The sequence below is a fragment of the Azospirillum sp. RU38E genome, assembly GCF_900188385.1.
Classification (GTDB): domain Bacteria; phylum Pseudomonadota; class Alphaproteobacteria; order Azospirillales; family Azospirillaceae; genus Niveispirillum.
Map to the genome: position 1 here is coordinate 339,179 of NZ_FZOI01000002.1, position 11,477 is coordinate 350,655.

An 11,477-nucleotide genomic window follows, 5' to 3' on the forward strand; every position below is an offset into this window, starting at 1 on the left:
CGCCCGCCCGCCGGGACAGGCTTTTCACTGGACCGGGTGCCCGTCGCGTCGTAGAGAAGGGGTGACCCCGCTAATGGGGGCGTGAAATTGCCTTGCCACAAGAGATAGCGGTTCAGCCCCGCAATGCCCGACGCCCTTCCCCCTGCCGCCGAAAGCCCGCATCTGCAGGCCGCCCAGGCCGTTCTGCGTGATGTCTGGGGCTATCCCGCCTTTCGCGGGATGCAGGCGGATATTGTGGAACATGTGGTGGCCGGCGGCGATGCGCTGGTGCTGATGCCCACGGGTGGCGGCAAGTCGCTCTGTTACCAGATCCCAGCCCTGGTGCGGCCCGGTGTGGGCATCGTGGTCTCGCCCCTGATCGCCCTGATGCGCGATCAGGTGGATGCCTTGCGTCAGCTCGGCGTGCGGGCCGCCTATCTCAACTCCACCCTGGAATGGCGGGAGGCGATGGAGGTGGAGCGGGCCTGCGAGCGGGGCGAGTTGGACCTGCTCTATGTCGCGCCGGAACGGCTGGTGACACCGCGTTTCCTGGAGTTGCTGGACCGTTCACGTATCGCCCTGTTCGCCCTGGATGAGGCGCATTGCGTCAGCCAGTGGGGGCATGATTTCCGCCCGGAATATCTCCAGCTTTCCATCCTGCATGAACGTTTTCCCGATGTGCCGCGCGTGGCGCTGACAGCCACGGCCGATGCGCAGACCCGCACCGATATCGCTGCCCGGCTGGGCCTGGCGGAAGCCCGGCTGTTCCTGGCCAGTTTCGACCGGCCCAATATCACCTATCGTGTTATCGCCAAGGATCAGGAGCGCCGCCAGTTGGTGGATTTCCTGCGCCGCCGGCCGGAAGATGCCGGCATCATCTATTGCCTGTCGCGCGGCAAGGTGGATGCCATCGCCCAATATCTGCGCGAACAGGGGGTTGATGCCCTGCCCTATCATGCTGGGCTTGATCCCAAGACCCGGCAGGACAATCAGGACCGCTTTATCAAAAGCGAGGGCATGGTCATGGTGGCGACCGTGGCCTTCGGCATGGGCATCGACAAGCCGAATGTGCGGTTTGTCGTGCATATGGATTTGCCCCGTTCCCTGGAAGCCTATTATCAGGAAACCGGCCGCGCCGGCCGTGACGGGCTGCCGGCGGAAGCGCTGATGCTCTATGGCTTTGCCGACGTGGTGCAACTGCGCCAGATGGTGGAGGCATCGGACAGCCCCGCCGCCTATAAGCGCACGGAACGGCAGAAGCTGGAGGCGCTGCTGGGCTTCTGCGAGACGGCGCGCTGCCGCCGCCAGACGCTGCTGACCTATTTCGGGGAGGAATATCCCAAGCCCTGCGGCAAGTGCGATATCTGCTTCGAACCGGTGGAGACCTATGACGGCACCGTGGTGGCGCAGAAGGCGCTGTCGGCCGTCTATCGCACCGGGCAGCGTTTCGGGGTGGGCCATCTGGTCGATGTGCTGCGGGGAACCGCCACTGACAAGGTGCTGGAACGCGGCCATGATAAGCTGAAGACCTTCGGCTGTGGCGCCGACATGTCAAAGAATGAATGGCAGAGCGCCTTTCGCCAGCTGGTGGCCCACGGCTTCCTGTGCGCCGACCCGGAAGGCCATGGTGGGCTGATCCTGACGGATACCGCCGCCGCTGTGCTGAAGGGCCAGGAAACGGTACGGCTGCGCCGTGACCCGGCCGCGGAAACCAAGCGGGGCGGTGGGCGTTCCAGCGGCACCGCCCCACGTTCCCGCACCGCCCCCACCGATCTGTCACCGGCCGATGATACGCTGTGGCACGCGTTGAAGGCGCTGCGTCTGGAACTGGCCCGCGAACAGGGCGTGCCGCCCTATGTCATCTTCCACGACGCCACCTTGATGGAGATGGTGCAGGCACGGCCGACCGACCTGGATGAGCTGGCGGAGTTGCCCGGCGTCGGTGCGCGTAAGCTGGAACGCTATGGCGAATATTTTCTGGATGTGATCACGACCTATAGCTGACGGGTTGAGACCATTGGAGGTTCATGCTCCGTCATTATCGGCTCACGCACCCAATGTCCTGCTGCCGACCCCTCTTAAGGCAACGGCAGCAGAACGATGGTGGTCGCGGATCAAGCGGCGGCGGTCAGGTCGGTCAGCTTGGTCAGCAGGTAATCCACATCCTCACTTGCCAGTTCCTCGAACTGGGTGAGGATACGTTCCAGCATCCGGCGGCGATGGCGCTCCAGATCATGGTCCAGACCGTCAAAGTCGGTCTCATTGGCCACATCCAGGGCGATGCGCAGGGCGGGGTAAAGTTTGGGCGGCAAGCCGGTACGATCGAACAGGGATTTCAGCCCCAACCGCCCGGCATCATGGATCAGCAGCCTTGCGTTGCTGACCGGCACCTGCCCCAGTTGGGCCACAGCCACTTCAAAGAAGGGCACATCCCCCATGCACAGCGCCCGCAGCAACAAGGACGGCGTCAGCCGGTTGTTGCGCCGCAGCTGTACTACCAGCCGTTCCAGCTCCTTATCGCCGGCACCGCCCACCAGCCCATAGGTGGCCCGCTCCCGTGATTGCAGCACAATGTCGGCGGCAATATCATTGGGCAGCTCATGCTTGGCGACCAGCCGTTCCCGCAGCTGTTCCGACACCAGCGCCACCAGCCGCTCCGCCACCGTCACCGGCAGATGCGCGCGGTTGACCAGCGGTTCGGCCACCGCCTCACTGTCCGGGAAACGGTCCAGCGCACGGTTCATTGCCTGGGGAGCAACCTCAGCCCCTTCGTTTGAAAGCAGTGCTGCGACGGCCTTCTCGCTGCCACGCTCCACCAATACATCAGCGACCTGCCCGCTCACCTCCGGCCGTTTGGCCACGGCCGTCTGCTTTTCCGAGGAACCGCTGCGGATGATCTCCACCAGATCAGCATCGGTGAGGACGGTCGAGACCTCGATGAAGGGAAGCGCCACTTCCTCCACATCGCGCGCCAGCGACAGGGCGACATCACGGGGAATGGCGGCACTGCTCTTCAGGCTGTCCGCCAGGGCGGCACGCACGCGGGTGGCCACGTCGCGCGCCATCATCCGCACAATATCCTCCGCCAGCGTGCGCTCCGATTGCGACAGCTGGGCGGTGAACTGGGCGGCAACCTTGCCGGCCATCTCGGCACGGGTATTGGGTGAGGGATCGGTCAGCAGGCGCTGCACATCCTGTTGGGTCAACATCTCGGACATGGGGTGTTCGCACCCTCCCTCTCAAGGGCCACCCCCTGCCGCTAGGGCGGCATGAGGGCAAAGCCCGGATATGTTTAAGTAATATTTAGTGCAGCTTGCGGCCAATTGCGACCGTCAAAAATGGGGCAATCGGGGCATGAACCGTTCAGCTGCTGCAATTCAACCGGCACGACGGCGGGCACGGCGGCGGGCAAGTGCCGCCTGCTCCGTTTCGGAAACCTTGGCATTAAGGTTAATGGGCCTTTCCGACAAAACCTCCAGCCGGCGATCCTCAAAGCAATCCGCGCCAACATTTTCATTCTGGAAACACGTCATGGCGGCGTCGCGTTTGGCCAGCAAGTCAATAATTTCTTCCCTATACAAATGCACCAGGGCGGTCAGCCAGCGATTGACCGGCCAGCTGGGCCGGGCATGATCGATGGTGAAACCTTCCAGCATACGGGAGACATCATCGGCGGCATACCAGCACTCCCCCGTCACCCAACGATTCGTGGTGAAGAGGCGGACGGGGCTGCCCAGCTCATTGACGGCGATCCCGATCAGATGTGAGAGCGCGCCATTGCCGTCCGGATCATCCAGGTTCGGTGGTGGCGCCAGCGGGGTCACCCCTGGCGGCATCCCGAAAGGGCGCATGAAGGTGTGAAAATGCCCCGCCTCCCCCATCGGCTGGCTGTTGGCCGGATGGGCATGGAAATAATATTGGGCGTGATATTCCGCGTCATAGACATCTGTGGGCGGATAATGGCGCAGATCGCCCACCGGCGATTGCGCCCCCACCAGCAGGGTCAGGACATTATCCCCGGTCTTGGCCATCACGCGCTGGCACAGCGTGACCTCCCGCGCCGCCTCCAGCCGTTCCGCCAGGGCATCATCATCCAAATGATCATAGACACTAAACGGCATGGGCGACGCCTCCCGTATCGCGGAGAGGGCGGCACCGGGATGCCGCCCCTTTGATCATGATTTGCGCTCTGGCGTCGCGGCATAGGCCTTCTCCGCCGCGCCGTGCAGGGGGGCCGTGCGACCGGCATTGGCCAGATTGCCACGATCCAGCAGACCGAAGGCCGGGTGCTGGCTTTCCAGCCCGCCATCGCCCTTTTTCAGAATATCAACCAGGGCCGTCACGGCCGCCGCATCCGCATCCGCCCGCACCACCAGGGTTGCCGCAACGCCGATGGTGGCCACATCTTCGACCTGTTCAGGATAAAGCGAGGCGGGGATCGTCGCGGTCACCAGTTCCGGATGATCCGCCAACAGCTTTTCCTGCCCTGGGGCGAATACCGGCAGCAGAACCGCACCGCATTCCGTCACCGCGCGCCGGATTGTGCCATTAGGGTGTCCCACCGCGAAGAAGGCGGCATCCAGCTGGCCATCGCACAGGGCGGCCGCAGCGTCATCGGGGGGCATGTCGCCTTCCCCATTGGCCGGCCCGCCACCTGCTACCCCCAGGACTAGGGCCACCAGATTGCGCAGTGCCGACCCGGTCGGGCCATAATTGACGCGCTTGCCCTTCAGGTCGGCCAAACCCTTGATCTGGGCTTCCGGCTTTGCCACCAGGGTCAGGGTTTCCGGATAAAGCGTGGCGACGGCCCGCAATTCCTGGAACGGGCCGGCGGGGGCAAAACGTCCCTCCCCCTTGAACGCCATCCGCTGCCAGTCGGATTGCACCAGGGCCGCATCAGCCTCCCCGGAACGCAGCGCATTCAGATTATAGACCGGGCCGTCCGTCGCCTCGACCAGACAATGGCGACCATGCTGCCCCTTGGTCTGGTTCATCACCCGGCAGAGTGCGCCGGCCACCGGATAATAAAGCCCGGTGACGGCGCCGGTTTCCACAATGAATGGTTTTGCCGGTAAATGGTTCGGCTTATCCTGGGCGGTAGCCCCTGAGACACCAGCCAGCAGAAACGAGAGAACAGCAAAGCTAGCGAATGATAACCTGCGGGAAGACGCCAATCTTTCTTTTCCCTGACGAAAACGGGTCACCTCCGCATGTCGGCCGAGCCGGGCAGCGGGTCTATCTCCACATTGGTATTTCCCTGCTGCAATGTCCACTCCACAATACGGCGTAGGACAGCGCCGGTCGCTTCATCGAAGGCAGCGACGACATGGTTCAGCGCCGGGCTGCTGGCGCGAACCTGGGCCTCGAACGTCTCCCCGGCGACGATGTTCCGCCGGGGCATCCGCACCAGCTTGGCATTGACGCGCACACGGGCTTCCGGTGCGGTGGTGGTCGGATCGCCACCATCATAGACGGCCTGGAAGTCGCGCAGATCGGTCTTCAGCACGAAATCGGCACGCAGGCCCGAACGCTCCACCCCCACCGCCACGATGCGGCGACTATTCTCAAAGCTCTCCACCAGCAGGGTCTGGAGCATGTCAGGCCCGGTATCCGCCCAATTGGCCTCGGCGAAATAGGTGATGCGGTTGGCCGTCTCCCCCAGCGCGATGCGCGGCGTATCGATGGCGCTGTTGGCCAGCGGGGTCTCCACCAGCAACTGCCAGGGCACGCGCGGCAGGCCGGCGACAAAATCGCGCGCCGGCGTCAGCAGATAGAGCCGGGGCGGGCGCCCGCCATTTAGCAGGCGGACGGGCGAACAACCTGCCAGCGGCGCCAGCAGCGCCAGCCCCAGCAGGGCGCGCCGGTTCAGGCGGGAAACAGGCTGCATGGCGGCTTTCTGGCGGGTCATTCCGTCTTCACTCCCGAATTGCCGCCAAACAGCAGATCGGCGGGGTCGCGTTCCAGCCGGCGGGTCACGCGGCTGAGATTGGCGGTCAGATCCTGCAAATGGATCAGCAACTGGCTGAGATCATAAAGGCCGGTCGAGGTGAAATCGCGGATCGGCTCCCGATTTTCCTCAATCATGCCGGCAAGAGAGGCCGATAAACGGTTGATTTCCTTGGTCGTCTGCGCCAATTGCGCCGTGATGACGCCGGTATCCTTGCCCACCTTGCCCACCGTGTCATTGGCGGTCACCAGCAGGGTTTCCGCCTGCCGACTCAAGGTCTCCGCCTGACGGCGCAGATCGACGATCAGCAGGTTGGCATTGCGGATCGATTCATTGGCATGGCCGGAGGCGGTGGCCAGATTGGCCAGCGTCGTGCCGATGGCCTTCTGGTTATCCTCATTCAGCAGGGCCGACAGGCGGGCGGAAATGGTGATCAGATGTTCCAGCACCTCCGGCGCGCGGGACAGCACGGCGGCGATGGAACTGGGGCGGGAGGGGATGACGGGAATGCCGGAGACCTTCTCCTTCAGCAGCGGTGCCTCCCGGCTGCCGCCGGCAATTTCCACATAGACCCCACCGGTCACACCCACCGGTTCCAGCGAGGCGATGGCATCGGTCTTGATGGGGGTGTCGGCCGGCACCTCCACCGTCACCCGAACTTCCTCCACATTCTCAGGATTGATGCGGATATCCGTGACGGTGCCGACATTGACGCCGCGATAACGCACAGGCCCCCCCTGAACCAGCCCCGTCACGGTGCCGGACACCATGATGTAATAGGGCTGGTAGTCCTTGCTGAACTGCACCTTGGCCAGCCAGATGACAAACACCATCGCAGCGGCAGCCAAAGCCAGGACAAAGGCGCCGACGGCCGTGTAATTGGCGCGTGTTTCCATGCCCTATCCCCTTGCGGCACCGGCCGCGCGCCCGCGCGGCCCATGAAAATAATCGTGAATCCAGGGATGATCCTGTTGCAACAGGTCATCAATCGTTCCCACCACCACCTTCTTGTCCACCAGTACGGCGATGCGGTCACAGATGGCATAAAGACTGTCCAGATCGTGGGTGACCATCACCACGGTGAGGCCCAGGCTCTTTTGCAGACTGCCGATCAGCTCATCAAAGGCGTTGGCGCCAATCGGGTCCAGCCCAGCGGTCGGTTCATCCAGGAACAGGATTTCCGGGTCCATGGCCAGGGCGCGGGCCAGCCCGGCGCGCTTGCGCATCCCGCCGGATAGTTGCGAGGGGTATTTATCCCCCGCCTCCGGCCCCAGCCCGACCATGGCGACCTTGACGCGGGCAATCTCCTCAATCAGGTCACGGGGCAGGCTGGTATGTTCCTTCAGCGGCACCTGGATATTCTCCAGCACCGTCAAAGAGCTGAACAGCGCCCCATCCTGGAACAACATGCCCCAGCGCGCCTGCAGGGCGATGCGCTCCCGCTCGGAAAGCTGGCGCGTATCCCGACCCAGAACCTCAATCCGGCCTTCCGTCGGCTCCATCAACCCGACAATCTCCCGCAGCAGCACGGATTTGCCGGTGCCGGAGCCGCCGACCAGCCCCATCACCTCCCCCTTGGCGACACTGAAATCCACGCCATCATGCACCAGCTGCTGCCCGAACCGGGTGCGCAGGCCGCTGACGCGGATCACCGGATGATCTTCCCCGCCGGCAATCATCTCAAATCCCGAGATAAGAGAAGAGGATGGAGAAGATGGCATCCAGCACGATCACCAGGAAAATGGAGACGACAACGGATCTGGTGGTCAGCAGACCAACACTTTCGGCACTGCCGGTCACCCGCAGCCCTTCGTAACAGCCGACCAGGGCGATCACCACCGCAAAGACCGGTGCCTTGATCAGCCCGACGAACAGGGTCTGGGCGCTGACGGCAATCTGCAATTGCCGGGTGAACTGCACAAAATTGATGTCAAGATAGGCATAGGCCATCACCGCACCGCCCGCCAGCGCCACCACATTGGCGAAGAAGGCGACCAGCGGCAGCGCCACCAGCAGGGCCAACATGCGGGGCAGCACCAGCAGTTCCATCGGGTCCAGGCCCAGGGTGCGCATGGCATCCACCTCCTGATTCACCTTCATGGTGCCGATTTGCGCCGTGAAGGCCGAGCCGGAGCGGCCGGCCACGATGATGGAGGTCATCAGAATGCCGATTTCCCGCAGCACCCCGATGCCCAACAGGTTCACCACATATATTTCGGCACCGAAACGACGCAGCTGATCCGCCCCCTGATAAGCCAGCACAATGCCGATCAGGAAGGAGAGCAGGCCGACAATGGGCAGCGCGTTCAGTCCCACCTGTTCCAGATGAAAAGCGAACGGCTTCCAGCGGAACCGGCCCGGTGCCCGCAGCAGCCGCAGGAAGGTAACCGTTACCAGCCCGAGAAAATTCAGCATGGCCAGGGCGTCTTGCCCCACCGCGACTGTTGCGCGGCCGATACGATCCACAAAGGGAAAGCGCGGCCCCGCCGGCGTCGGCATCGGGGTTGCTATACCCTGGCTGACGCGCTGCACCTCCCGCAGCAATTCACACAGATCCGCGCGGGCACCGACCACGGCCACCTGATGCCCCTGGTTGCGCAGCCGGCGCAGCAGCCGGTCGATGACCAGGGCACCGGCCGTGTCCAGCGCCGTCAGGCCGGACAGGTCCAGGCAGACGGAGGCCCCCTGCCGGTCTGGCGCCTTGGCCCGCAGCTGTGTCTCCAGCACCTGGGCGGAGGCAATATCCCAGCGCCCGGCGGCGGTCAGGATGAATTGCCCCTCCGCCCAGGCCGATGTGATGGTTCCCCTTTGCACGTACCCTTCCCGTCGCCGCGTGCTGCCACGCGGCATCATCTGATCCTCCGCGCACTTGACATCACAAGGTCACAAGGGTCAACAGCCAGCACCCACCCGAGCGGCCCCAGCAGGGTGAAAATGTCAAGAATGCACTATTGCCGTCCCAACTCACTCTCATGCCAGCGGCGCAGCAAGCGGTTCTGGACGAAGGAGAGACCGGCGAAAATGGCAATGCCCAGGGCAGAGAGCAGGAGCAGGGCGGCGAACAGGCGGGGCATGTTCAGCCGGTTGCCGGATTCGATGATCCGCCAGGCCAAGCCGGACGCGGTGCCGGAACCGGCAACGAATTCCGCCACCACCGCGCCGATCAAGGCCAGACCGCCGGAGATTTTCATGCCCCCCAGCAGATAGGGCAAGGCTGACGGTAATTGCAGCCGCCATAATGTCTGCCAGCGGCTGGCCCCGTAGAGCCGGAACAAATCCCGCAGGTTCGGGTCCACCGCCGACAGGCCGAGCGTGGTGTTGGACAGGATGGGGAAGAAGGCAACGATCCAGGCCAGGATCAACAGGGCCAGATTGACCCGCTCATACCCCACCCAGATAACCACCAGCGGGGCGATCGCCACAATGGGGGTGACCTGCAAGGCCACCACATAGGGGTAAAGCGCCGCCGCCGCCAGCCGCGACTGGCTGAACAGCAGGGCCAGCGCCACCCCGGTGACCAGGGCCAGCAGAAAGGCCTGCAAGGTGATGCTGAGCGTCAGCCAGGAGGAGGTGAGCAGCAGCGGCCCATCCCGCCACAGCGCGGCCAGAACGGCACTGGGCGGCGGCAGCACGAAGGCGGGAATGGCAAAGGCCCCCACGGCCCATTCCCACCCCGCCAGCACCAGCAACCCAACCAGCGGCGGCAACAGCAGGCGTACCATGCCCTTCATGGCGCCGCCTCCATCGCCTGATGCAGCAGGGTCGATACGGTTCGGCAATGATCATTATAGGCAGCACCCGTGCGGGTGGCATAATCGCGCTGCGACGGAAGCTCCACCGGCAGTTCCGCCACAATCCGCCCCGGCCGGGGCCGCATCACCGCAATGCGGGTGGAGAGATAGACGCTCTCAAAGACGCTGTGGGTGACGAAGATGGCGGTGAAGCCATCGCGCCGCCAGAGTGAGAGCAAATCATCATTCAGCTTCAGCCGGGTGATTTCATCCAGGGCGGCGAATGGCTCATCCAGCAGCAGCAGGGCCGGGCGCGTCACCAAGGCGCGGGCCAGGGAGACGCGCATCTTCATCCCTCCTGACAGCTCTCTTGGATAAGATTTTGAAAAATCTTGCAATCCAACTTTTTCAAGTTCCGCCATCGCCCGATCCGTCGCCGCCACCCTGGGCACGCCGGCAATCTCCAGCGGGAGGCGGACATTATCGATAACACGCGCCCAGGGCATCAGGGTCGGTTCCTGAAAGACAAAGCCGATATCGCCCCGGGCAATCGGGCTCTGCCATTGCAGTTGGCCACCGCTGGGCGTCAGCAAGCCGGCGATCAGCCGCAACAGGGTGCTTTTTCCGCAGCCGCTGGGCCCCAGCAGGGAGAGAAACTCCCCCCGGTTCAGCGTCAGATCAACACCGTCCAGGGCCAGCGTACCCTTGCCATAGGCAAGGCTGAGCCCAGCGACGTTCAACAGGGGAGACATGGGCACGCTCACGGCTTCAACGCCAAGCCCTGGCCCTTATCGACAAAGCGCAAATCCACCCCCTGCCGCCAATCCAGATTCTGAGGATAAATCCCCAAATCTTTCATTTCTTTTGTAAATACCTGCCAACGCTCCGCACTCATGTAGCCGACACCCTGGGTGGCGGCATCACCGCCGGTGACCAGCCCGTACTCAATGATCTTCTGGCGCGCATTGGCCAGCGTAGCATCGTCAATATCGGGATTCTGCTTTTTGATCAGGGCATAGGCCGCCGCAGGATCACGCGTCAGAAAATGGTACCAGCCCTCAATGCTGGCCTCCACAAAGGCCTTCACCACCGCCTCCCGCTTGGCCAGCACATCTTTGCGCACCATGATCATCGCGGAATAGGAGGCAAAGCCGTTATCTGCCAGCAGGAAAACCTGCGGCTTCACCCCCGCCTTCTCCGCCGTGAAGGGTTCCGACGTCACATATCCCTGCTGAATGGCTGATTTATCAACAAGAAAGGGTGCAATATTAAAGCTGTACTTTCGAATTTGGCTGTCGCTGTAGCCATAGCGGGAAGCCAACCAGCGCCACATGGTATTGACGGAGGGATCGCCGATATGGATCGGCTTGCCCTTCATGTCGGCCAGACTGGTCACATCACTGCGTGGATGCGACATCAGGATCGTCGGGTCTTTCTGGAACATGGCGGCGACCGTGACCACCGGTGCGCCGACATCAATCAGATTCAAGGTGAAGAATCCACTGGAACCCATTGCTCCATCAATGGAACCGGCTGCCAGAAGCTTCTGCGGGTCCATGCCGGTGCCACCGGGGCGGATCTCCACTTCCAGCCCGCGCTTGGCATAAAGCCCTTCCGCCAGCGCCTGATAGAAACCGCCCTGTTCGGCCTGTGCCACCCAATCCGTCATGAAAACGAACTTCTCCGCCGCCCCCGCCGGCAGGCTGGTCAGCGCGGCCAGGGCGCAAAGCGAAAGCAGGCGGGCGATGGATTTGGCAGGCTGGCGCATCTTCTCTTGTTCCTCTGGCGGTCGCGGCCTGATAGTAGCGCTGCAGCGCCAA

11 protein-coding genes are annotated in these 11,477 nt (G+C 63.2%); 1 reads left to right on the plus strand and 10 read right to left on the minus strand.

Going from position 1 to position 11,477, the window contains the following annotated elements:
• Positions 1 to 123 precede the first annotated feature (123 nt).
• The gene (recQ, locus tag CHB97_RS06735; RefSeq protein ID WP_089287184.1) at positions 124 to 1,983 is read left to right on the plus strand and encodes a DNA helicase RecQ; all 1,860 of its coding nucleotides are present in this window, start codon (positions 124 to 126) and stop codon (positions 1,981 to 1,983) included.
• 110 nt (positions 1,984 to 2,093) lie between these two features.
• Here the strand turns inward: recQ and CHB97_RS06740 are convergent, their stop codons facing one another.
• The 10 genes from CHB97_RS06740 to CHB97_RS06785 all read right to left on the minus strand — a co-directional run bounded on the left by CHB97_RS06740 (position 2,094) and on the right by CHB97_RS06785 (position 11,425).
• The gene (locus CHB97_RS06740) at positions 2,094 to 3,197 is read right to left on the minus strand and encodes a DUF2336 domain-containing protein (protein ID WP_089287185.1); all 1,104 of its coding nucleotides are present in this window, start codon (positions 3,195 to 3,197) and stop codon (positions 2,094 to 2,096) included.
• 159 nt (positions 3,198 to 3,356) lie between these two features.
• Positions 3,357 to 4,100, minus strand: coding sequence for a hypothetical protein (locus tag CHB97_RS06745; protein ID WP_089287186.1), 744 nt, complete (start codon positions 4,098 to 4,100; stop codon positions 3,357 to 3,359).
• A 54-nt stretch (positions 4,101 to 4,154) separates the two neighbouring features.
• Positions 4,155 to 5,252, minus strand: coding sequence for a TAXI family TRAP transporter solute-binding subunit (locus tag CHB97_RS06750; protein ID WP_089287187.1), 1,098 nt, complete (start codon positions 5,250 to 5,252; stop codon positions 4,155 to 4,157).
• Positions 5,180 to 5,887: an ABC-type transport auxiliary lipoprotein family protein gene (locus CHB97_RS06755; protein WP_244559437.1), complete on the minus strand. Its 708-nt coding sequence runs from the start codon at positions 5,885 to 5,887 to the stop codon at positions 5,180 to 5,182. Before CHB97_RS06755 ends, CHB97_RS06750 begins: the two co-directional genes overlap by 73 nt.
• Entirely contained in the window at positions 5,884 to 6,822 is a 939-nt protein-coding gene (locus CHB97_RS06760) for an MlaD family protein (RefSeq protein ID WP_089287188.1), read from the minus strand. Before CHB97_RS06760 ends, CHB97_RS06755 begins: the two co-directional genes overlap by 4 nt.
• Before the next feature lie 3 nt (positions 6,823 to 6,825).
• On the minus strand, positions 6,826 to 7,605 hold the full coding sequence (locus tag CHB97_RS06765; RefSeq protein WP_244559438.1) for an ABC transporter ATP-binding protein: 780 nt from the start codon (positions 7,603 to 7,605) through the stop codon (positions 6,826 to 6,828).
• 1 nt (position 7,606) lies between these two features.
• Entirely contained in the window at positions 7,607 to 8,779 is a 1,173-nt protein-coding gene (locus CHB97_RS06770) for an MlaE family lipid ABC transporter permease subunit (protein ID WP_244559439.1), read from the minus strand.
• Positions 8,780 to 8,874: 95 nt separating this feature from the next.
• Positions 8,875 to 9,657 (minus strand): ABC transporter permease, encoded by a 783-nt coding sequence (locus CHB97_RS06775; RefSeq protein WP_089287190.1) that lies wholly within the window; start codon positions 9,655 to 9,657, stop codon positions 8,875 to 8,877.
• On the minus strand, positions 9,654 to 10,409 hold the full coding sequence (locus tag CHB97_RS06780) for an ABC transporter ATP-binding protein (RefSeq protein ID WP_089287191.1): 756 nt from the start codon (positions 10,407 to 10,409) through the stop codon (positions 9,654 to 9,656). Before CHB97_RS06780 ends, CHB97_RS06775 begins: the two co-directional genes overlap by 4 nt.
• 8 nt (positions 10,410 to 10,417) lie before the next feature.
• On the minus strand, positions 10,418 to 11,425 hold the full coding sequence (locus CHB97_RS06785; protein ID WP_089287192.1) for an ABC transporter substrate-binding protein: 1,008 nt from the start codon (positions 11,423 to 11,425) through the stop codon (positions 10,418 to 10,420).
• Positions 11,426 to 11,477 lie beyond the last annotated feature (52 nt).

Coding starts and splice junctions, on each gene's coding strand:
- CHB97_RS06770 (WP_244559439.1), bottom strand. CDS start 8,779: ATGATGCCGCGTGGCAGCACGCGGCGACGGGAAGGGTACGTGCAAAGG.
- CHB97_RS06780 (WP_089287191.1), bottom strand. CDS start 10,409: ATGTCTCCCCTGTTGAACGTCGCTGGGCTCAGCCTTGCCTATGGCAAG.
- CHB97_RS06740 (WP_089287185.1), bottom strand. CDS start 3,197: ATGTCCGAGATGTTGACCCAACAGGATGTGCAGCGCCTGCTGACCGAT.
- CHB97_RS06755 (WP_244559437.1), bottom strand. CDS start 5,887: ATGACCCGCCAGAAAGCCGCCATGCAGCCTGTTTCCCGCCTGAACCGG.
- CHB97_RS06745 (WP_089287186.1), bottom strand. CDS start 4,100: ATGCCGTTTAGTGTCTATGATCATTTGGATGATGATGCCCTGGCGGAA.
- CHB97_RS06765 (WP_244559438.1), bottom strand. CDS start 7,605: ATGATTGCCGGCGGGGAAGATCATCCGGTGATCCGCGTCAGCGGCCTG.
- CHB97_RS06785 (WP_089287192.1), bottom strand. CDS start 11,425: ATGCGCCAGCCTGCCAAATCCATCGCCCGCCTGCTTTCGCTTTGCGCC.
- CHB97_RS06760 (WP_089287188.1), bottom strand. CDS start 6,822: ATGGAAACACGCGCCAATTACACGGCCGTCGGCGCCTTTGTCCTGGCT.
- recQ (WP_089287184.1), top strand. CDS start 124: ATGCCCGACGCCCTTCCCCCTGCCGCCGAAAGCCCGCATCTGCAGGCC.
- CHB97_RS06775 (WP_089287190.1), bottom strand. CDS start 9,657: ATGAAGGGCATGGTACGCCTGCTGTTGCCGCCGCTGGTTGGGTTGCTG.